19 protein-coding genes are annotated in these 19,833 nt (G+C 54.5%); 11 read left to right on the top strand and 8 right to left on the bottom strand.

The features are described 5' to 3' along the window. Positions 1 to 108: 108 nt before the first annotated feature. Entirely contained in the window at positions 109 to 1,644 is a 1,536-nt protein-coding gene (gene murJ / locus ACGS9J_RS01860; protein WP_442229387.1) for a murein biosynthesis integral membrane protein MurJ, read from the top strand. A 223-nt stretch (positions 1,645 to 1,867) separates the two neighbouring features. Here the strand turns inward: murJ and argS are convergent, their stop codons facing one another. Beyond that, positions 1,868 to 3,598, bottom strand: coding sequence for an arginine--tRNA ligase (gene argS / locus ACGS9J_RS01855; RefSeq protein ID WP_442229386.1), 1,731 nt, complete (start codon positions 3,596 to 3,598; stop codon positions 1,868 to 1,870). A gap of 909 nt (positions 3,599 to 4,507) precedes the next feature. Between argS and ACGS9J_RS01850 the strand changes: the two genes are divergently transcribed. Beyond that, positions 4,508 to 5,071, top strand: coding sequence for a VOC family protein (locus ACGS9J_RS01850; RefSeq protein ID WP_442229385.1), 564 nt, complete (start codon positions 4,508 to 4,510; stop codon positions 5,069 to 5,071). Positions 5,072 to 5,073: 2 nt separating this feature from the next. On the opposite strand, the gene ACGS9J_RS01845 is transcribed toward ACGS9J_RS01850, so the two are convergent. Continuing rightward, entirely contained in the window at positions 5,074 to 6,219 is a 1,146-nt protein-coding gene (locus ACGS9J_RS01845; protein ID WP_442229384.1) for a MalY/PatB family protein, read from the bottom strand. A 100-nt stretch (positions 6,220 to 6,319) separates the two neighbouring features. Between ACGS9J_RS01845 and cutC the strand changes: the two genes are divergently transcribed. Continuing rightward, positions 6,320 to 7,078, top strand: coding sequence for a copper homeostasis protein CutC (cutC, locus tag ACGS9J_RS01840; RefSeq protein WP_442229383.1), 759 nt, complete (start codon positions 6,320 to 6,322; stop codon positions 7,076 to 7,078). A 125-nt stretch (positions 7,079 to 7,203) separates the two neighbouring features. Here the strand turns inward: cutC and ACGS9J_RS01835 are convergent, their stop codons facing one another. Beyond that, positions 7,204 to 9,045 carry an exopolysaccharide biosynthesis protein gene (locus ACGS9J_RS01835; RefSeq protein ID WP_442229382.1) on the bottom strand — a complete coding sequence of 614 codons (1,842 nt, stop codon included), beginning with the start codon at positions 9,043 to 9,045 and terminating at the stop codon, positions 7,204 to 7,206. Between the two features lie 432 nt (positions 9,046 to 9,477). On the opposite strand from ACGS9J_RS01835, the gene ACGS9J_RS01830 reads away from it, so the two are divergent. Then, positions 9,478 to 9,978, top strand: a complete 501-nt coding sequence (locus ACGS9J_RS01830; protein WP_442229381.1) for a hypothetical protein — start codon at positions 9,478 to 9,480, stop codon at positions 9,976 to 9,978. A 49-nt stretch (positions 9,979 to 10,027) separates the two neighbouring features. Here ACGS9J_RS01830 and cmoB read toward each other — a convergent pair whose 3' ends face one another. The 5 genes from cmoB to ACGS9J_RS01805 all read right to left on the bottom strand — a co-directional run bounded on the left by cmoB (position 10,028) and on the right by ACGS9J_RS01805 (position 13,809). Continuing rightward, a complete protein-coding gene (cmoB, locus tag ACGS9J_RS01825) occupies positions 10,028 to 10,999 on the bottom strand; it encodes a tRNA 5-methoxyuridine(34)/uridine 5-oxyacetic acid(34) synthase CmoB (protein ID WP_442229380.1) in 972 nt (323 codons plus the stop codon). After that, positions 10,996 to 11,739 (bottom strand): carboxy-S-adenosyl-L-methionine synthase CmoA, encoded by a 744-nt coding sequence (cmoA, locus tag ACGS9J_RS01820; RefSeq protein ID WP_442229379.1) that lies wholly within the window; start codon positions 11,737 to 11,739, stop codon positions 10,996 to 10,998. Before cmoA ends, cmoB begins: the two co-directional genes overlap by 4 nt. A gap of 103 nt (positions 11,740 to 11,842) precedes the next feature. Beyond that, the gene (locus tag ACGS9J_RS01815; RefSeq protein ID WP_020827270.1) at positions 11,843 to 12,238 is read right to left on the bottom strand and encodes an MAPEG family protein; all 396 of its coding nucleotides are present in this window, start codon (positions 12,236 to 12,238) and stop codon (positions 11,843 to 11,845) included. Between the two features lie 102 nt (positions 12,239 to 12,340). Next, positions 12,341 to 13,156, bottom strand: a complete 816-nt coding sequence (locus ACGS9J_RS01810) for a DUF72 domain-containing protein (protein WP_442229378.1) — start codon at positions 13,154 to 13,156, stop codon at positions 12,341 to 12,343. A 74-nt stretch (positions 13,157 to 13,230) separates the two neighbouring features. Further along, positions 13,231 to 13,809, bottom strand: coding sequence for a hydrolase (locus ACGS9J_RS01805; RefSeq protein ID WP_442229377.1), 579 nt, complete (start codon positions 13,807 to 13,809; stop codon positions 13,231 to 13,233). 202 nt (positions 13,810 to 14,011) lie between these two features. On the opposite strand from ACGS9J_RS01805, the gene ACGS9J_RS01800 reads away from it, so the two are divergent. The 7 genes from ACGS9J_RS01800 to ruvB all read left to right on the top strand — a co-directional run bounded on the left by ACGS9J_RS01800 (position 14,012) and on the right by ruvB (position 19,784). Next, positions 14,012 to 14,239: an FmdB family zinc ribbon protein gene (locus tag ACGS9J_RS01800; protein ID WP_442229376.1), complete on the top strand. Its 228-nt coding sequence runs from the start codon at positions 14,012 to 14,014 to the stop codon at positions 14,237 to 14,239. Between the two features lie 202 nt (positions 14,240 to 14,441). Then, positions 14,442 to 16,232 (top strand): aspartate--tRNA ligase, encoded by a 1,791-nt coding sequence (gene aspS, locus ACGS9J_RS01795; protein ID WP_442229375.1) that lies wholly within the window; start codon positions 14,442 to 14,444, stop codon positions 16,230 to 16,232. Continuing rightward, on the top strand, positions 16,232 to 16,678 hold the full coding sequence (gene nudB / locus ACGS9J_RS01790; RefSeq protein WP_262240421.1) for a dihydroneopterin triphosphate diphosphatase: 447 nt from the start codon (positions 16,232 to 16,234) through the stop codon (positions 16,676 to 16,678). Before aspS ends, nudB begins: the two co-directional genes overlap by 1 nt. Positions 16,679 to 16,697: 19 nt before the next feature. After that, on the top strand, positions 16,698 to 17,441 hold the full coding sequence (locus tag ACGS9J_RS01785; protein WP_012145503.1) for a YebC/PmpR family DNA-binding transcriptional regulator: 744 nt from the start codon (positions 16,698 to 16,700) through the stop codon (positions 17,439 to 17,441). Between the two features lie 73 nt (positions 17,442 to 17,514). Then, positions 17,515 to 18,036: a crossover junction endodeoxyribonuclease RuvC gene (ruvC, locus tag ACGS9J_RS01780; RefSeq protein ID WP_004945529.1), complete on the top strand. Its 522-nt coding sequence runs from the start codon at positions 17,515 to 17,517 to the stop codon at positions 18,034 to 18,036. A gap of 108 nt (positions 18,037 to 18,144) precedes the next feature. Beyond that, positions 18,145 to 18,759 carry a Holliday junction branch migration protein RuvA gene (ruvA, locus tag ACGS9J_RS01775; protein ID WP_442229374.1) on the top strand — a complete coding sequence of 205 codons (615 nt, stop codon included), beginning with the start codon at positions 18,145 to 18,147 and terminating at the stop codon, positions 18,757 to 18,759. Positions 18,760 to 18,779: 20 nt separating this feature from the next. After that, entirely contained in the window at positions 18,780 to 19,784 is a 1,005-nt protein-coding gene (ruvB, locus tag ACGS9J_RS01770) for a Holliday junction branch migration DNA helicase RuvB (protein ID WP_020827261.1), read from the top strand. Positions 19,785 to 19,833 lie beyond the last annotated feature (49 nt).

The following is a 19,833-nucleotide window of genomic DNA, read 5'->3' as shown; positions in this document are numbered from 1 at the left end:
ACATATGAGAGTAGCTATTCTGCGACGTATGGGTAAACTTAGCCGATAGTTTTACTGACGCCTGCTGATGCAGGCGTCGACATTTACAGGGCACATCAGAAAAACCACATGAACCTACTTAAATCACTGGCAGCCGTCAGCTCTATGACGATGTTTTCACGGGTGCTGGGCTTTGCCCGTGACGCCATCGTGGCGCGGGTATTTGGTGCCGGCATGGCAACGGATGCCTTCTTCGTGGCGTTCAAGCTTCCTAACCTGCTGCGGCGCATCTTCGCCGAGGGGGCTTTTTCGCAGGCCTTTGTGCCGATCCTGGCCGAATACAAAAGCCAGCAGGGCGAAGAGGCGACGCGCACCTTTATTGCTTATGTTTCCGGACTGTTGACGCTGGTGTTGGCCGTGGTGACGGTGTTGGGGATGCTCGCGGCCCCGTGGGTGATTTACATTACCGCGCCGGGCTTTGTCGATTCACCGGACAAATTCGCCCTGACTTCGTCACTGCTGCGGGTCACCTTTCCTTATATTCTGTTGATTTCGCTGGCCTCATTGGTCGGGTCAATCCTCAATACCTGGAACCGTTTTTCAATCCCGGCGTTTGCGCCGACGCTGCTCAACGTCAGCATGATCGGTTTTGCGCTGTTTGCCGCGCCTTACTTCAATCCACCGGTGATGGCACTGGCCTGGGCGGTGGTGGTGGGCGGCGTGCTGCAGCTGGGTTATCAACTCCCGCACCTGAAGAAGATCGGCATGCTGGTACTGCCGCGTCTCAAGCTTGGCGACGCCGGCGTGTGGCGCGTGATGCGTCAGATGGGGCCGGCGATTTTTGGCGTATCGGTCAGCCAGATCTCGCTGATTATCAATACCATTTTCGCCTCTTTCCTGGTCTCGGGGTCGGTGTCCTGGATGTACTATGCCGACCGTCTGATGGAGTTTCCCTCCGGCGTGCTGGGCGTGGCGTTGGGCACCATTTTGTTGCCGTCGTTGGCGAAAAGTTTTTCCAGTGGCAACCACGATGAGTATTCGCGCTTGATGGATTGGGGGCTGCGCCTGTGCTTCCTGCTGGCGTTGCCGAGCGCCATTGCCCTGGGTATTTTGGCCAAGCCGCTGACCGTCTCTTTGTTCCAATACGGCAAGTTCAGCGCTTTCGACGCCGCCATGACTCAGCGCGCGCTGGTGGCTTACTCGGTGGGGCTGATGGGGTTGATCGTCGTGAAGGTCTTGGCGCCAGGGTTTTATTCGCGTCAGGACATCAAGACGCCGGTTAAAATCGCCATTATCACGTTGATTTTGACTCAGGTAATGAACCTGATGTTTATCGGCCCGTTAAAGCATGCCGGGCTTTCGCTGTCGATTGGTCTGGGAGCCTGTCTTAACGCCTCGCTGCTGTACTGGCAGTTGCGTAAACAGAAGATTTTCCATCCGCAGCCGGGTTGGGCGATGTTCCTGACCAAGCTGGTGATTGCGGTGCTCGTGATGTCGGTGGTGTTGGTCGGCGTGTTGTGGCTGATGCCGGCCTGGGATCAGGGCAATATGCTGGCACGCCTGCTGCGTTTGGCGGTGGTCGTGGTCGCGGGGGTTGTGGCTTACTTCGGCGTATTGGCGGGGCTGGGCTTCCGTCCGCGCGATTTTGCCCGGCGGGTGGCGTAACTGGGCTATCCCACTTTCAGAACGTAAAAAGGGTCGCCTCGGCGACCCTTTAGTCTGATGACAAACACCCGAAAAACGTGGTTTTCGGATGTTTGGGGTAAATCAAAAGATATCATCCTTTGTTTTTATTAACCCTCAGATCGGGACTTTTAACCGCAAAGGACTTTGTCAGCAATCTGAAGGGTCGCCTCGGCGACCCTTTCTCGTATTCAGCACGGGTGGCTTACATACGTTCGACGGTTTCGATACCCAGAGTATCCAGACCGATTTTCAGCGTTTTAGCCGTCAGCAACGCCAACTTCAGGCGGCTTTGACGCGCTTCTTCGCTGTCTGCATTGAGGATCTGACAGTGCTCGTAGAAGCCGGAGAACAGGCCCGCGAGGTCGTACAGGTAGCTACACATCACGTGCGGAGTGCCTTCGCGCGCCACGGTGGTGATCACTTCTTCAAACTGCAGCAGGCGGGTTGCCAGCGCAATTTCGCGCTCTTCGGTCATCACCAGCGGCAGGGTCAGATTACTTTCGTCGACACCGGCACGTTTGAATACGGAAGCCACACGGGTATAGGCATACTGCATATAAGGCGCGGTATTGCCCTCAAACGCCAGCATGTTGTCCCAGTCGAAGATATAGTCGGTGGTGCGGCTTTTTGACAGATCGGCGTATTTAACCGCACCGATGCCCACAGCATTGGCCAGGTTCTGCATCTCTTCCGCCGGCATGTCCGGGTTTTTCTCGGCGATCAGTTTACCGGCGCGATCGACCGCTTCATCCAGCAGATCGGACAGTTTCACCGTGCCGCCCGAGCGGGTTTTAAACGGCTTGCCATCTTTGCCCAGCATCATGCCGAACATGTGGTGTTCCAGCGAGAGGGTGTCCGGGATATAACCGGCTTTACGCACGATGGTCCAGGCTTGCATCAAATGCTGATGCTGGCGCGAGTCGATGTAATAGAGCACGCGGTCGGCACCCAGCGTTTCGTAACGGTATTTTGCGCAGGCGATGTCGGTGGTGGTGTACAGGTAGCCGCCATCCTTCTTCTGGATGATGACGCCCATAGGGTCGCCGTCTTTATTCTTGTATTCGTCGAGGAAGACCACGGTAGCGCCTTCGCTTTCCACCGCCAGACCTTTGGCCTTGAGATCGGCAACGATGCCCGGCAGCATCGCGTTGTACAGGCTTTCGCCCATCACGTCGTCTTCGGTCAGGGTGACGTTCAGACGGTTATAGGTCAGCTGATTTTGCGCCATGGTGATGTCGACCAGCTTGCGCCACATCTTCAGACAGTATTGATCGCCGCCTTGCAGTTTCACCACATAGGCGCGGGCGCGCTCTGCGAACTCGGCGTCTTCGTCATAGTGTTTCTTTGCTTCACGATAGAACTGTTCCAGATCGGACAGGCCCATATCGCTGGCGTTTTCGTTCTGCATTTTTTCCAGATAGGCAATCAGCATGCCGAACTGGGTGCCCCAGTCACCCACGTGGTTGGCGCGGATCACTTTATGACCGAGGAACTCCTGAGTGCGGGCGGCGGCGTCACCGATAATGGTGGAGCGCAGGTGGCCGACGTGCATTTCTTTTGCCACGTTGGGCGCAGAGTAGTCAATGACGATGGTTTGCGGTTCGACTGGCGCAATGCCCAGTTTTGGCGCGCTGAGCACCAAATCGGTTTGCTGTGCGACCCAGGCGCTGTTCAGGAAGATATTGATAAAACCGGGACCGGCAATTTCCACTTTGCTGGCGACGTCGCCGAGATCAAGCAGTTGCACCACTTTTTCCGCCAACTGGCGTGGCGGCATGCCGAGTTTCTTGGCGACGGACATCACGCCATTGGCCTGATAGTCGCCAAATTGTGCTTTGGCGGACTGACGGACCTGCGCTTCGCAATCGGCTGGCGCGCCTGCGGCAATCAGCGCCTGGCTGACTTTATCTGAAAGAAGAACCTGAATATTCACCGGGTTACCTTAATGACGAACGAGGGGCCGTATGCCATGCCCCTGTGGGATTCAAAGGTGGTTTTTTGGCTGCGCGTCGAGACGGCGGCCCACCACAAAACAGCCTGTAATTGTAACCGATCTGATGGGTTACGTCAGCAGTTGGCGCGGGGGATAAGGTGAAAGTTGCAGTGGGGTAATATCGGGTCCACAAAGCGCAAATGTTGTTGAAGGTGGAGCGAAAGGAAACGGGTGAGCAAAAGAATATATCCGTGAAAAAATGAAATGACAGAACTAGTGTTTTTTGTTTCTACGACCGGAATCCAGCGTGCTATTGCGGCGTGATTTGAAGTGGCGAAATATCGCGTAAGCGGCAATAACGACCAGTAACAAGGAAACTATTAAAAGAAACATGATTGATTATCTCTGGCTCGATTTTCACTAAAGTAGCTCAATTGATATTTTCAAGCAATTGCGGACGTCCCGTTTAGGAAGATTCTCATGCTATATGCAAAATAAACCAATAAAAAACAGGGTATTGAATTTTTAATCCTAATTCCATTGAATTTACCATTGGCTTTTTGCTACACGCGAGTTACCTATTTATTAAGCATTTTTGAACGCCAGATTACGCGAATTATCAGGCTTAATAAGTTAGTAATATCCTCACCGTTCAGGTCATAAGAAAAAGCTATAAACTTATGCCATAGCCATTATCTGAAATTGCGATGGGGGATGTCATCCCCGGTTGTAATAGGAAATGAGAAAATTATATTTTTGTGCTTTTAGGGGCTTCTGAACCCTAAACTTCACCTGAAATAGCATCTTCCGTTAAAAATGGCAGTTTGCCGCCACGGGTATGTGGCTAGCTGCGTCCCAGACGTGTAAATTACTCCTCCTGAAAACTGCTTTCTCTGCGTCGAGGATCCCATGACGACCTTTCCGGCCATTGCCGAACTTAACGATTTAGCGCTGGATCTGCCGCGCTTTGAACAGGCGCTGAGCCGGTTTGCTGACAAGCTGCATCTGGATCTGTCCCAGTTCACCGCCGATCACATCTCGTTGCGTTGCCATCAAAACGCAACGGCAGACCGCTGGCGACAGGGGCTGCAGCAGTGTGGCTCGCTGCTATCGGAGGCAATAATTAATGGCCGTCCGATTTGCCTGTTTGATCTCCAGCAACCGCTTAAGCTAGGACCCTGGTTGATCGACTGCGTGGAGCTGCCTTATCCCGGCAACAAACGCTATCCGCACGAAGGTTGGGAACACGTGGAACTGGTGCTTAGTGGCGACCCGGCCACGCTGTACGCGCGTGCGCTGTCCCATCTGCCGGATGAAGCACTGCTGGCACCGGGGATCAAACTGAAACAAAGCTCCCCGCAGGGGGAAGGTGAACGTTTGCCGAACCCGACATTGGCGATCACCGACGGCACCGTGACGATTAAGTTTCATCCTTATTCCATCAGGGAAGTTGTCGCCAGCGAACAGGGCTAATGTTACTGCAGCGCGCGAGTGGCCTGCAGCATGCGATCCAACGCCTGGTTGAGCAGTTCGCGCCGACAACCAAAATTCAACCGGACAAAGCGCCGGTTGCCGAAGTCCAGGCCCGGGCTTAATCCTACACCGGCCTGTTCAAAGAACGCGTGCGGGTTATCAACCGGCAGTTGGCTGCAGTCTATCCAGGCCAGATAGGTGGCTTCGATGGGGGGCAGCAGCAGGCCGGGCATGGCATTAATACGCTCGGTCACCAAATCGCGGTTGGCGCGCAGATAACCCAGCAGCGCGTCCAACCACGCTTGCCCGTGTTGATAGGCGGCCTGTGCGGCAACCAGGGCCAGTACGTCGACCTCCGGCACAATGCCACTGCGCGCACGGGCCAGTTTTCGCCGCAAGTCAGGGTTGGGAATTATCGCCATTGAGGCGCCAAGACCGGCAATATTGAAGGTTTTCGACGGTGACATCAGTGTGACGCTACGCTGGGCGGCATCTTCATTCAGAGTGGCAAAGGGGATATGAACACTGTCCGGTTCGAGCAACAGATCGCAATGTATTTCATCTGAACAGACAATTAAATCATGGGCTTTAGCGAACTCATGCTGTTGCAAAAGCTCCTGCCTGCGATAGACGGTGCCACCCGGATTTTGTGGGTTGCACAGCATCAGTAATTTCTCTGTGCCATTGAGCGCCCCTTCGATAGTACTGAAATCCAATAGCCAGCGCTGGTCGTGCAGCGTTAACGGCACCGGCAACTGCGAGCGCCCGGCGAATTTCGCCGCTTTACGAAACGGCGGGTAGATTAGCGAAGGCGCCAGAGTGCCTTCCCCCTCAGCGGTAAAAGCGCGCACGCATAAATTAAGGCCGCAAACCAAACCAGGCAGGAAAATCAGCCATTCGGGATGGATACGCCAACCGTAGCGCTCTAGCATACGGCGGGTAAAAACCTCAATAAGCTCAGGGGAAGGATGACCGTAGCCGAACACCGCATGGGCCACGCGTTGCTGTAATGCGTCGATAATAGCCGGCGGCGAGGGGAAGTCGGTATCGGCGACCCACAGCGGTATAATGTCGCGGTCGCGATATTTATCCCACTTAACGCTGTCACTGTGACTGCGGTCTACCCATAGATCAAAATTGAATGCCATAGTTACTACCCTGAGCTGGCTTATGGTTAATATGAGCCTACGTGAGAAATTGAAAAATTAACAATGGCCGTCGCAGGTTAGCCGCCATCTGGGGGTGACAATGATTAAACTGGAAGTTTGCTGCTATAGCGTCGATTGCGCGCTGACGGCCGAGCGGGCAGGAGCCGATCGCATAGAGTTATGTGCCAGCCAAAGCGAAGGCGGTTTGACACCGAGCTTCGGCTCATTGCGCCTGGCACGCGACAGGATCGGCGTGCCGGTGCATCCTATTGTGCGCCCGCGTGGAGGGGATTTTTGTTACGGCGCGGTAGATTTTGACGTGATCAAGCATGATATTGCTCAGATCCGCGATATGGGTTTCGCTGGCGTGGTGGTGGGTATGCTGGATGAAGAGGGGCATATCGATCTGCCGCGCATGCGTGAAGTGATGCGCTTGAGCGGCAATATGGCGGTGACTTTCCATCGCGCTTTCGACATGTGCCAAAATCCGATGATAGCGCTCGAACAACTGACGCAACTGGGCGTGGCGCGGATACTGACCTCCGGCCAGCAGCAAAATGCGGAGCTGGGGTTACCGCTGTTGCGTGACCTGGTACAGGCCAGTCAGGGGCCGGTGATTATGGCCGGCGCCGGCGTGCGGCTCAGCAACCTGTACAAATTTGTCGATATCGGTATTCAGGAACTGCATAGCTCATCCGGTCATGCGGTACCTTCGACCATGCGCTATCGCAAAGCCGGGGTAACCATGTGTTCAGACAGCGAGTTTGACGAGTTCAGCCATTATTGCGTGGATGGCGACATGGTAGAGGCGATGAAAAACTCGCTGGCGCTGGTTGATCCCCTGGCGCAAAGTGCCTAAACACCCCACGTAACCGTGTTCAGACGATCAGTTCCAGGTTGAAAGGCTACTTGGCTTAAAATCAGCTCCCAAGTTGTCATGTTTGTATCGAGCCCCGACGTTTTGTCGGGGCTTTTTTAGGTCCTTCAGCGTAGTGACAGAGAGCTAAAATCGAAAATTTGTCCAGGACTAATGCCGCAGGCGATAATCTGGACCACATTACCGTTAGAGCCGGGATTGACCAGGATATCGTGAATTGTCCGGGTGTTACTCATAGGGAACTGGGCATAGAACAGGCTGCCTATCTGCACCCAAGGTACCGTCCCACTTTCAATAAGATCGGTATAGCCATCGTTAAAACCTCGGGCCCAAATCCCCGTTGAAATATTTGGAACAGGTGTTCCTGGAGGGGCGCTAGCATTAGGGTCACCAATCGATGAGGCGACGGCCCAAAATGTTCTGGGGCCGATACTCCGATGAACCCGCTGCAGAATACCTTTGTATCCAGGGTTAATGCCGGTCGATGTAAGCTGATTGCTATTTGCCGTCAGGTTCCCATCAATCGACCAGTTGACTGGCTGAGCGTTGGCATCTATATCGACCATACTGGCGTTAGATAGGTAGTTCAATGGTGGTGCTGTCAGCCGATAGCAGCGCTGAGCAATGCTGATCTCACCCCTGAGCAGATTATATCCGCTGGCATTATTGAGCTTGCCTTCGGTCCACAACGGCATACAGGTATTGCTGAAACTCAACTGATAGCCGCTTTCAGTAACAAAGCGAATGGCTTGCGCCGAAAGTGTACCCTTGGGGTTATTGGCAGTCGAAAAAACTACATTGGTGATTTGAATCGGCGTGATATTTTTGATGGATGAAGATTTCTTCAGCACCAGGAATCCACCGTCCACATCGCCGTAATCATTGATATAAGAACCGTTGGAAATCTGTATATTGGCGGCTGAATCAGAGTCAATGTCCAGGCAGGTGCCATTCCGATCTGCCATAAAGTTGGACAAACTGATCCCTCCTAGGTAGCTGGTCCCCACTGTAGTGGTTTTGAGGAATATCTTTTTCCCATAGGAAAAAACGTTGGTTAAAAAGGTGTTGTCATGGCGATCTAGGTTAAAAGCACATGAACCTTCTACTGTCAGCGAGGCCGTGACAGCTTTTTCGGTCGGCCGCACTACGTTGGCGTTAACATGAACATTAGTAAATCGGTTTATTTCCCGACTCTCATAAACCCGATAGTCACAGCGAACTGCCCAACCGTAAATGCTGTCGAAATAGTTTGCTTCACCTTTGGCATTAACGAAGTCATAGGCACCAACATAGCGGCAATGTGATACCGAAAGGGTGCCTGTGGAAGAAATTGTCGCACCGTATTGGATAAATTGCGTGTTATTTTCCGCAGCGTAGTTTTGCCCTGGGTACAAGAATGACCAACCGTCAAAAACTACGTCTCTGGCGCAACTGAAACAGATAATACCTGCTGGTTTGCGGATAATAAATGCGCTGTCATCAGAAAGGTTGGCTCGCGCAGGGCCATTATTCGTGTTGCTGGAAGGGCCCTGCGCCATTGCGCTGCGATTTCCTTTAAGAGTAACACCGGCTGGTACGGTAATCGGTGTGGCGCTGTTAAGCAGATATCGTGCGTTATTACTGCTAAAGACGATTTTGTTTTGTCGCAACGCGACCTCGTTAATGGCTGCAGCTATGGCATTGTCTGATGATGAAATACCAGTAGGATCTGCACCAAAATCATCGAAAGTGATCTGTTCATCGAACCTCTTCCAACGAGCACCTGAAGCCGTGACAATCACGGTGCCATTATTGTCTGCGCTGCTATTATCCGCCGAGTCATAGTAGAATTTTCCGCCCCCCTGATAGCTGCCTGTTTGATGCGAAACCAAAAAAATCACCTGGTTACTTTCCGTTGGCGCATAGGTTCTCAAAGCACTGATGCTATCGATGTTTTGTAAAATAGACATGGTTTTCTCCTTCGTTAGGTTCATCGCCATTCTAGGTGGGTGGCTATTTTCAATGTAGCGGTTCGGTGTCGCTGGGATATGGCACAACAAACCGGCACTGAATGTTGAAGCTAACGGACATGACGCATGACATAGCTTGTAAAAGGCAAGTTTTGTTCTGCCAGCGCTGACACGACTGGCACCCAATGACAGGCCCGTGGAAAGTGCAATAACCTCTGTCGTCAGCCAGTTCATCGGGCTGGATAAAACACAGGGATTTTCACGGTTATGGAGGCGTCATGAAGTGTTATTTGATTTTGTTGTTGCTGACCTGTCTTGCATTGTCCGGCTGCGTCACAGCCTATTACCGCTAAGGAGAGTGGCATGCGTTATCTGATTATTTTATCGCTGGTATGCTGTTTAAGCGCCTGTGCCTCTTTGTATTACAGGTGAATGATGAGACGACTAACCGCTATTGCGTTGCTGATGTTGACCGGCTGCGTGTCGGTGTATGGCCCGACCAAAACCGGCAATCAGCCTGCTGAAGCAACGGGGGCTGCTGCATCAGGTTCATCCGGGATCACCGATGTCAGCCTGATAGGAAACCGAAAGCCGGATGAGCTGTTCGCCCGTACCCTTGCTATTTTAAGCGCGAAAGGAATAACCCCGACACTGACGGACAGTCGTCTGGGCGTCATCGGGGCTACAGGCCATGAGCCTGAACTGGCGGGGCTATTTCTGGTTTGCACCGACCAGGACGGGCCATCAAACCTGACGGAGGAATACCGAATTTTGGTGCAGATTTACCGCGCCGGGGAGGGGAGCAATGTCATGGTGCAGGTCAACGGGATTGCCGGGCTAACCGCGCCGGACGGCAATGACAAAGTTAAACCTTTTGCATGTCAATCCAGCGGCGTGCTGGAAAAGGATCTGCTGGAGGCCTGGCGAAAATAAGGGGGCTACGTCATCACCCCGTTTGGCGCGGAGTGATGACGTTTTTGGTTTAAGGCTTCTTCGCCACCAGCACGGCACGCAGCGGAGCGGGGTAACCTTCGACGGTTTTGCTTGGGTCGTTCGGATCGAGGAACTCGGCCAGTGACTCGCTGGTCATCCAATCGGTGCGGCGTTGCTCTTCGGTGCTGGTTACGCACATGTCGGCGATTTTCACGTCGACGAAACCGCACTTCTCCAGCCAGCACTTCAGCGCTTCAGCCGACGGAATAAAGTAGACGTTACGCATTTGCGCATAGCGGTCACCCGGTACCAGTACCTGATGACGATCGCCTTCCACTACCAGAGTTTCCAGTACCAGTTCCCCTTCGGCAACCAGCTGGTTTTTCAGTTGATACAGGTGGTCCAGCGGTGAACGGCGGTGGTACAGCACGCCCATCGAAAATACCGTATCGAAGGCAGCCAGCTCCGGCAGTTGCTCAATGCCGAGCGGCAGCAGATGGGCGCGTTGATCGCCGCCCAGCAGCTTGCGCACTGCTTCGAATTGGCACAGGAACAGTTGCATCGGATCGATACCTACCGCCAACTGTGCACCGGCGCCAACCATGCGCCACAGGTGATAACCACTGCCACAGCCGACGTCGAGAATGGTACGGCCGGCCAGCGGAGAAATGTGCGGCAATACGCGATCCCATTTCCAGTCGGAATGCCATTCAGTGTCGATATCGATGCCGTACAGTGAGAATGGGCCTTTACGCCACGGCATCATGGTCCGCAGCATCTTTTCGATGCCTTCCAACTGCCCCGGCGACAATGGCGGTTCCATCTCGGCGCGTACGCCGTGCAGCAAATCAAGCTGGGTCGGTGTCAGTGCCGGCAAATGTTCAACCGAGTTAAACCACTGTTTGAATTTGCCGTGCAGCGATTCACGCTGCCAGGCGCTGAGTTGCGCGGGCAAGGTATCCAACCAGTGGCTGAGGTTACTTTTCGCAATGCGCTGATAAAAATCGCCAAACTCAATCATGCTGCGGCTCCCGCTTTCAACGCGATCAGCGAACCGAAGTTAAAGCACTGGAACCAGACTTCCGCATGCTCAAAACCGGCCTGTTTCAGACGGGCTTTGTGGGCGTCTACGGAGTCGGTCAGCATGACGTTTTCCAGCATGCTGCGCTTCTGGCTGATTTCCAGCTCGCTGTAACCGTTGGCGCGTTTGAAATCGTGGTGCATGTTGAACAGCAGCTCGCCGACATCGGCATCTTCAAAGCTGAACTTCTCCGACAGCACCAGTGCGCCGCCTGGGCGCAGGCCTCGGTAAACCTGCTCCAGCAGGCGCAGGCGGTCGGCCGGCTCCAGGAATTGCAGGGTAAAGTTCAGTACCACCATCGAGGCGTTTTCGATGTTGATATCGAGGATGTCGGCTTCGATAACCTCTACTGGGGTGTCGGCGCGGAAAGCATCAATATGACGGCGGCAGCGTTCAACCATGGCCGGAGAGTTGTCGACGGCGATGATGTTGCAACCCGCCACCTTGATATTCCGCCGCATCGACAGCGTTGCTGCACCCAGTGAACATCCCAGATCGTAAACCTGGCTGTCGGGTTGCACGAAACGCTCGGCCAGCATGCCAATCATCGAAATGATATTGGAATAGCCGGGAACGGAACGCTGGATCATGTCAGGGAACACTTCAGCGACGCGTTCGTCGAAGGTCCAGTCGCCCAGTTTGGCGATCGGGGCAGAAAAAAGAGTATCGCGGTTTGGCATAGCGGAAAATCAGTTCAGAATTCGAAGGGGCATATTCTAACAGATAATGGCGAGAAAGCGCAGCGGAAGCAGGCGGCGTAGCCGCCTGAGGACAAGCAGGGGATTAATGCAGGCTGAAAATAAGATCCCATGGCAAGTAGAAAATATTGGCCAGCACCATTAACACCAACGAAATGTAGGTGGCTGCCATGCCAGAGCGACGCCAGCGAACCTCGCGGTTGCGCAAACCGTAATAATGTACCAAACGGCCGGCCATCAACATCAGACCACAAATATGGATCATCCATATTTCAGCGCCGTTCATTTCCATGATCACCAGCAGGACGGCGGCGATAGGAATGTATTCTACGGCATTGCCGTGAACGCGGATCGCGGTTTGCAGCTCATAAAAACCGCCGTCCCCGTAGGCGACACGGTATTGCATCCTTAACCTAACCACGTCATAAGAGAGTTTGATCAACAACAATGCGCCGAGCACAACATAAAGCGCGCTTACCATTTTTAACTCCATTCCCTAACCAAAACTGGCAGCCAGCATCATAGCCGCCATTGCAATCACTGTCGCGAGGAAAAATCTGATGTAATTGGTCAGATTAATCGGTCAAAACAGTGCATCCTGCTCCGGCCAGTCAGGCGGGGGTGGCAAATTCGGAATAGCCTGATGCAGTTGCTGCCAGATTTTCTGCGCTTGTTGGGGCGAATCGCCATTATCCGGCGTATGAATAAACAGGAACGGCTGGTGGTGTTGTTGCCAAACGGGCAATTTTTGCTGCCAGGCGTCGAACCAGCGCAGATTATCTTGCAACACGTCGCCGCCGATAAAACGCACCAGTGGATTATCGGCAGTGACCAGCGCATGCACTGGCAGCTTGGGCTTTTTCTGCTGGGCATCGCGCACCGCCGCGCTGTTGGGGATGGCGTGATGCACCGGTCGGCTGTCGAGGATCACCCGGTTGATACCGCGCTGATGCAATCCCTGATTCAACAGCCGTTCTTCTTCACCCTTGCCGAAAAATGCCGGATGGCGCACTTCTACGCCGTAGGTGAATTCTTTGGGCAACGCGTCAAAGAACTGCCACATCGCTGGCAGCTCTGCCGGGCCAAACGCGGCAGGCAGTTGCAGCCAAAGCTGGCCTATGCGCTGATGTACCGGGCCCAGGCAGTGGTAGAAGGCTTGAAGATCGGCAGCGCAGTTGCGCAGAGCGGCCTGATGGCTGATGGTGGCGGGGAATTTGAAACAGAAGCGAAAATCATCGGTGGTCATGTCGCGCCAGCGCTGGACTATTTCCAGTTTGGGTAACGCGTAGAAGGTGGTATTGCCTTCCACGCAGTTAAAATAGCGGCTGTAATCCGCCAGATCGCGCAGCCCGATACGATTCCAGGCCGTGTGTTGCCACTGTGGGAGTCCGATATACATCAAGCTTGCATCTTCCTTAATTTTCCCTGCCAGTCAAAGGTGGACGCAACATGCGGCGCCCCTACAACTTAACGTTACTCGCCGAGTGCGGCAAGAATTTCGCAGGTGCTGCGGACGCGCGCCAGTCGCGGGAAGATATTGTCGAAAGCAAACTGGTGCATTTCAGCATTTTGCGCGCTGCACAGATCTTCGGCGATCACTAATTCGTAGCCGTGTTCCCAGGCGGCGCGAGCGGTGGATTCCACGCCAATATTGGTGGAGATACCGCCCAGCACGATCGATTTAATGCCGCGACGACGCAGTTGCAAGTCAAGATCGGTGCCGTAAAACGCACCCCATTGACGTTTGGTCACCAGAACGTCGCTGTCACTCACTGCCAGGGATTCAGGGAAGTCCCACCAGTTGGCAGGCAGTCCGCCGACAGGCGCGGGGGATGGCTTGTCGACCGGCTGTTTTAGCGCTTCGGCGAAGGAATCGGACCAGCCGACGCGTACCAGGATCACCGGTGCGCCCAGCGAGCGGAAATGTGCGGCCAACTGCGCACCATTGGCAACCACGCTTTCGGCACTGTGCGGGCCACCGGCGAAGGGCAGGATGCCGTTTTGCAAATCAATTAACACCAGGGCGGTGGTTGGAGCCTCAAGTTTCAACATGGAAATATCTCGTGACGGGGTGGATAAAATACGCGCAGCTGAAATGGCGCGCTAAACAAGTATCGATTCAGGCTACGTGAAAAAAGCATCACCGGTTAATGAGAAATTTGTTAATCAATGTGTTACTTCGGGCAAAAACACGCCATTTAGTGTTGCAACAAAGCTGAGTTCGCACTTATCTGGCGCATGAATTTCCTTTATAATGATCGCCTTTTTTCAACTCACTTTACTCCAACGACCTATGCCGATTTATGAATATGCATGTGGTGCTTGCAGCCTCCGGTTAGAGAAGTTGCAAAAATTTTCCGATGCGCCGCTGACGGATTGTCCGGCGTGTGGGCAGCCCGCATTGACCAAGCTGATTTCTTCCACCGGTTTCCAGTTAAAAGGCACCGGCTGGTATGCAACCGACTTCAAACCGGGTAAGTAAATATACCCTATAGCTTTCGAGTTGCAGCCAGGCGACCAGCCGGCTCACCCCAGGCGCTTACTTAAGTAAGTCACTGGGGTGAGCCGGTGCAGATAACAACGTTGCAACTTGAAAGATGACGGGTATAGAGTTCATCAGAAAACAGCCGCGTGGCAGGCGCTAAAAGCCCGCGCGGCATCGGCTTAAGCCAAAAGGATAGCGTATGCGTACTGAATATTGCGGGCAGTTGAATCTGTCCCACGTGGGCCAGGAAGTCACTTTGTGTGGTTGGGTCAACCGTCGTCGCGATCTGGGCGGCCTGATCTTTATTGATATGCGCGACCGCGAAGGCATCGTGCAGGTGTTCTTCGATCCGGACCAGAAGGCCGCGTTCGATAAGGCGTACGACCTGCGCAATGAATTCTGCATCCAGATCGTCGGCACCGTGCGTGCCCGTCCGGACAGCCAGATCAATAAAGATATGGCGACTGGCGAAGTGGAAGTGTTCGCCCATGCTCTGGAGATCATTAACCGCTCCGAGCCACTGCCGCTGGACTCCAACCAGGTCAACAGCGAAGAAGCGCGCCTGAAATATCGCTACCTGGATCTGCGTCGCCCGGAAATGGCCGATCGCCTGAAAACCCGCGCCAAAATCACCAGCTTTGTTCGTCGTTTTATGGACAGCCACGGCTTCCTCGACATCGAAACCCCGATGCTGACCAAAGCCACGCCGGAAGGTGCCCGTGATTACCTGGTGCCGAGCCGCGTACATAAAGGTAAATTCTATGCGTTGCCGCAGTCACCGCAGTTGTTCAAACAGCTGTTGATGATGTCCGGTTTTGATCGCTACTACCAAATCGTCAAGTGCTTCCGCGACGAAGACTTGCGTGCCGACCGTCAGCCTGAATTTACCCAGATCGACGTGGAAACCTCCTTCATGACTGCCGATCAGGTGCGTGAAGTGATGGAGAAACTGGCACGTGAACTGTGGCTGGACGTGAAGGGCATCGATCTGGGCGATTTCCCGGTGATGACCTTCGAAGAAGCCATGCGTCGTTACGGCTCGGACAAACCGGACCTGCGTAACCCGCTGGAGCTGGTGGACGTTGCCGATCTGGTGAAAGACGTAGAGTTCAAAGTGTTCTCCGGCCCGGCTAACGATGCCAAAGGCCGCGTTGCCGCGATCTGTGTCCCGGGCGGCGCGCAGCTGACCCGTAAGCTGATCGACGAATACGGCGCTTTCGTTAACATCTATGGTGCCAAAGGCCTGGCCTGGTTGAAGGTCAATGACCGCGCCGCCGGCATGGAAGGCGTACAGAGCCCGATTGCTAAATTCCTCAGCGCAGAAGTGCTGGAAGCGATCCTGACGCGCACCAACGCGCAGACAGGCGACATTCTGTTCTTCGGCGCCGACAGCTTCAAGATTGTCACCGATGCCATGGGCGCACTGCGTCTGAAGCTGGGCCGTGACCTTGAACTGACCAAGCTGGACAGCTGGGCACCGCTGTGGGTTGTGGATTTCCCAATGTTCGAAGAAGACGGCGAAGGTGGCCTGGCCGCGATGCACCATCCGTTCACCGCACCGCGCGACATGAGCCCGGAAGAGCTGGCCAACACGCCAATCAATGCTATCGCCAACGCCTACGACATGGTGATTAACGGCTACGAAGTGGGTGGCGGTTCCGTGCGTATTCACCGTAGCGAAATGCAACAGACGGTGTTCAGCATTCTCGGTATCACCGAGCACGAACAGCGCGAGAAGTTCGGCTTCCTGCTGGACGCGTTGAAGTACGGTACGCCGCCGCATGCCGGTCTGGCCTTTGGTCTGGATCGCCTGGTGATGCTGCTGACCGGTACCGACAACATTCGTGACGTGATCGCCTTCCCGAAAACCACCGCAGCGGCCTGCCTGATGACCGAAGCACCAAGCTTCGCGAACCCGGCTTCGTTGCAAGAGCTGGCAATCAGCGTGGTAAAGAAAGCGACTGACGATTCAAATGTAGAGAATCCGTAATGAACTACAAGCGTCCCGAGTCTATTCTGGTAGTGATTTATGCCAAATCCAGTGGCCGGGTGCTGATGTTACAGCGGCGCGATGATACCGAATTCTGGCAGTCGGTGACCGGCAGCCTGGAGGAAGATGAGTCGCCGCCGCATGCCGCACGGCGTGAGGTCATGGAAGAAGTCGGCATCGATATCGAAGCAGAGAAACTGCCGTTGTTCGATTGCCAGCGCTGTGTGGAGTTTGAACTCTTTGTCCATTTGCGACATCGCTATGCCCCGGGAACCACGCGCAATAAAGAGCATTGGTTCTGTCTGGCTTTACCTGAAGAGCGCGATCCGGTGATTACCGAGCATCACGCCTACCAGTGGCTTGAGGCGGCGCAAGCCGTGAAGTTGACCAAGTCCTGGAGCAATCAGCAGGCGATTGAAGAGTTTGTGATTAATTCAGTCCAGTAATTTTTTTCGGAGATTTTTTATGGCAGGTCATAGTAAGTGGGCCAACACAAAGCACCGTAAAGCAGCGCAGGATTCCAAGCGCGGTAAAATTTTCACCAAAATTATTCGCGAGCTGGTGACCGCCGCGAAACTGGGCGGTGGCGATCCGGGGGCTAACCCGCGTCTGCGTGCGGCGATCGACAAGGCGCTGTCCAACAACATGACGCGTGACACCCTGAACCGTGCCATCGCACGCGGCGTGGGCGGTGATGATGATTCCAATATGGAAACCATCATTTATGAAGGTTACGGCCCGGGCGGCACTGCCGTCATGATCGAATGCCTGAGTGACAACCGCAACCGTACCGTGGCCGAAGTGCGTCATGCCTTCACCAAATGCGGCGGTAATCTCGGCACCGACGGTTCCGTGGCTTATCTGTTCACCAAGAAGGGCGTGATCACTTACGCTCCGGGTCTGGATGAAGACGTGGTGATGGAAGCGGCGCTGGAAGCCGGTGCTGAAGATATCGTCAGCTATGACGACGGTGTTATCGACGTATTCACCGCTTGGGAAAATCTGGGCGAAGTGAAAGACGCACTGACCGCAGCCGGTTTCACCGCCGACTCGGCCGAAGTTTCCATGATCCCATCGACCAAGGCCGATATGGATGAAGAAACCGCGCCTAAGCTGTTGCGCCTGATCGACATGCTGGAAGACTGCGACGACGTGCAGGAGGTTTACCATAACGGTGAGATCTCCGACGAGGTTGCCGCGACGCTGTAATGGGGTGGAAGTACGGCGCTGCTTTGTGGCAGCGCCTGGCGAAGTTAATGCTTAACGCAAGGTGGGTGTAGGGATGACGATCATACTCGGTATCGATCCCGGATCGCGCGTCACCGGTTACGGCCTGATTCGTCAGCAGGGCCGCCAGTTGAGCTACATTGCCAGCGGTTGCATTCGTACCGTGGTGGATGACATGCCGACGCGTTTGAAGCTGATTTATGCCGGCGTCAGTGAAATCATTACCCAGTTCAAACCTGACTTTTTCGCTATTGAACAGGTGTTTATGGCGAAAAACCCGGATTCGGCGCTCAAGCTTGGGCAGGCGCGCGGCGTGGCGATTGTCGCGGCCGTGAACCAGGATCTGGAAGTGTTTGAGTATGCGGCACGACAGGTGAAACAAACGGTGGTCGGTACCGGCGCGGCGGAAAAGGCACAGGTGCAGCACATGGTGCGTTCGTTGCTTAAGCTGTCGGCCAATCCCCAGGCCGATGCCGCCGATGCGCTGGCGATCGCCATTACCCACTGCCATCTCAGCCAAAACGTGCTGCGGATGAGCGAAGGGCGGTTGAATCTGGCGCGTGGACGTTTAAAGTAACGCTTAATCAGTTCCGAGGCTGGATATTCATCCAGCCTTTTTTATGTTATAAGCTTTACCAGCACGGCATGGCAGAAGGTCATGTTCAAGAATTCAGCAGGAGGGTAAATGATAGGTCGTCTCAGAGGATATATTCTGGAAAAGCAGCCGCCACTGGTATTACTGGAGGCAAACGGCGTGGGCTATGAAGTGCATATGCCGATGACCTGCTTTTATGAACTGCCCGAGCTGGGGCAAGAGGCTATTGTGTTTACCCAATTCGTGGTGCGCGAAGATGCACAACTGCTGTATGGCTTCAACGATAAACAAGAGCGTGCGCTGTTTCGCGAGTTGATCAAAGTGAACGGCGTAGGGCCAAAACTGGCGTTGGCTATTCTGTCCGGCATGTCTGCGCAACAGTTTGTCAGCGCGGTTGAGCGCGAAGAGATCACTTCGCTGATAAAATTGCCGGGCGTAGGCAAGAAAACGGCAGAACGTCTGGTGGTCGAAATGAAAGACCGCTTCAAAGGGCTCAATGGCGATCTGTTCAACAGCAGCAGTGAAATCACGCTTCCCGCTACGGCGGCGCAAGCTGCCGAGCTGGATGCCGAAGCCGAGGCCGCTTCTGCGCTGGTGGCTCTGGGTTATAAACCGCAGGAAGCCAGCCGTATGGTCAGCAAAATCGCCAAGCCGGGCGCAGATTGCGAAACCCTGATCCGCGACGCACTGCGCGCCGCGCTGTAAGCGCCGATAAGGGGTAGAGAATGATTGAAGCCGATCGCCTGATTTCTGCCGAGCCGATCAATGAAGAAGAAATTCTTGATCGCGCCATCCGGCCAAAGCTGCTGACGGAATACGTCGGTCAGCCGCATGTCCGCGAGCAGATGGAAATCTTTATTCAGGCGGCCAAGCAGCGTGGCGACGCTCTGGACCATTTGTTGATCTTCGGCCCACCAGGGCTGGGAAAAACCACGCTGGCCAACATCGTTGCCAATGAAATGGGCGTTAACCTGCGCACCACTTCCGGCCCGGTGCTGGAAAAGGCGGGCGATCTGGCGGCGATGCTGACCAACCTCGAGCCGCACGACGTGCTGTTTATCGATGAAATCCACCGCCTGTCTCCGGTGGTGGAAGAAGTGCTGTATCCGGCGATGGAAGATTATCAACTGGATATCATGATCGGCGAAGGGCCGGCCGCTCGCTCGATCAAACTCGATTTGCCGCCGTTTACGCTGGTGGGGGCAACCACCCGCGCCGGTTCATTGACTTCGCCGCTACGCGATCGTTTCGGCATTGTGCAGCGCCTGGAGTTTTATCAGGTCGCCGATTTGCAGCACATCGTTTCACGCAGCGCTAACTGTCTGGGGCTGGATCTGTCGGACGAAGGGGCGCATGAAGTGGCTCGCCGCGCGCGCGGTACCCCACGTATCGCCAACCGTTTGCTGCGCCGGGTGCGCGATTTTGCCGAGGTACGCGCCAATGGCGTGATCAATGGCGAAGTGGCGATGCAGGCGTTGGACATGTTGAACGTTGACGCCGAAGGTTTCGACTACATGGACCGCAAACTGTTGCTGGCGATTATCGACAAGTTCACCGGTGGCCCTGTGGGCCTGGATAACCTGGCGGCCGCGATTGGCGAAGAAAGGGAAACGATCGAGGACGTTATCGAACCCTTCCTGATCCAGCAAGGGTTCATCCAGCGCACGCCGCGTGGGCGCATGGCCACCAATCATGCCTATAAGCACTTTGGCATGGTGCGCGAAGAGTAAATATTGCTCCGCAATCCGCATTAAAAAGGGCCGCTTATGCGGCCCTTGT

It is taken from the genome of Serratia quinivorans, assembly GCF_052113645.1.
Classification (GTDB): domain Bacteria; phylum Pseudomonadota; class Gammaproteobacteria; order Enterobacterales; family Enterobacteriaceae; genus Serratia; species Serratia quinivorans_B.
Note: the sequence above shows the minus strand (reverse complement) of the source record. Positions and strands in the feature narration are given on the sequence as shown.

Coding starts and splice junctions, on each gene's coding strand:
- ACGS9J_RS01845 (WP_442229384.1), bottom strand. CDS start 6,219: ATGGCATTCAATTTTGATCTATGGGTAGACCGCAGTCACAGTGACAGC.
- ACGS9J_RS01815 (WP_020827270.1), bottom strand. CDS start 12,238: ATGGTAAGCGCGCTTTATGTTGTGCTCGGCGCATTGTTGTTGATCAAA.
- cmoB (WP_442229380.1), bottom strand. CDS start 10,999: ATGATTGAGTTTGGCGATTTTTATCAGCGCATTGCGAAAAGTAACCTC.
- ruvC (WP_004945529.1), top strand. CDS start 17,515: ATGACGATCATACTCGGTATCGATCCCGGATCGCGCGTCACCGGTTAC.
- nudB (WP_262240421.1), top strand. CDS start 16,232: ATGAACTACAAGCGTCCCGAGTCTATTCTGGTAGTGATTTATGCCAAA.
- murJ (WP_442229387.1), top strand. CDS start 109: ATGAACCTACTTAAATCACTGGCAGCCGTCAGCTCTATGACGATGTTT.
- cmoA (WP_442229379.1), bottom strand. CDS start 11,739: ATGCCAAACCGCGATACTCTTTTTTCTGCCCCGATCGCCAAACTGGGC.
- ACGS9J_RS01805 (WP_442229377.1), bottom strand. CDS start 13,809: ATGTTGAAACTTGAGGCTCCAACCACCGCCCTGGTGTTAATTGATTTG.
- aspS (WP_442229375.1), top strand. CDS start 14,442: ATGCGTACTGAATATTGCGGGCAGTTGAATCTGTCCCACGTGGGCCAG.
- ACGS9J_RS01800 (WP_442229376.1), top strand. CDS start 14,012: ATGATCGCCTTTTTTCAACTCACTTTACTCCAACGACCTATGCCGATT.
- ruvB (WP_020827261.1), top strand. CDS start 18,780: ATGATTGAAGCCGATCGCCTGATTTCTGCCGAGCCGATCAATGAAGAA.
- ACGS9J_RS01850 (WP_442229385.1), top strand. CDS start 4,508: ATGACGACCTTTCCGGCCATTGCCGAACTTAACGATTTAGCGCTGGAT.
- ACGS9J_RS01785 (WP_012145503.1), top strand. CDS start 16,698: ATGGCAGGTCATAGTAAGTGGGCCAACACAAAGCACCGTAAAGCAGCG.
- cutC (WP_442229383.1), top strand. CDS start 6,320: ATGATTAAACTGGAAGTTTGCTGCTATAGCGTCGATTGCGCGCTGACG.
- ruvA (WP_442229374.1), top strand. CDS start 18,145: ATGATAGGTCGTCTCAGAGGATATATTCTGGAAAAGCAGCCGCCACTG.
- ACGS9J_RS01830 (WP_442229381.1), top strand. CDS start 9,478: ATGATGAGACGACTAACCGCTATTGCGTTGCTGATGTTGACCGGCTGC.
- ACGS9J_RS01810 (WP_442229378.1), bottom strand. CDS start 13,156: ATGTATATCGGACTCCCACAGTGGCAACACACGGCCTGGAATCGTATC.
- ACGS9J_RS01835 (WP_442229382.1), bottom strand. CDS start 9,045: ATGTCTATTTTACAAAACATCGATAGCATCAGTGCTTTGAGAACCTAT.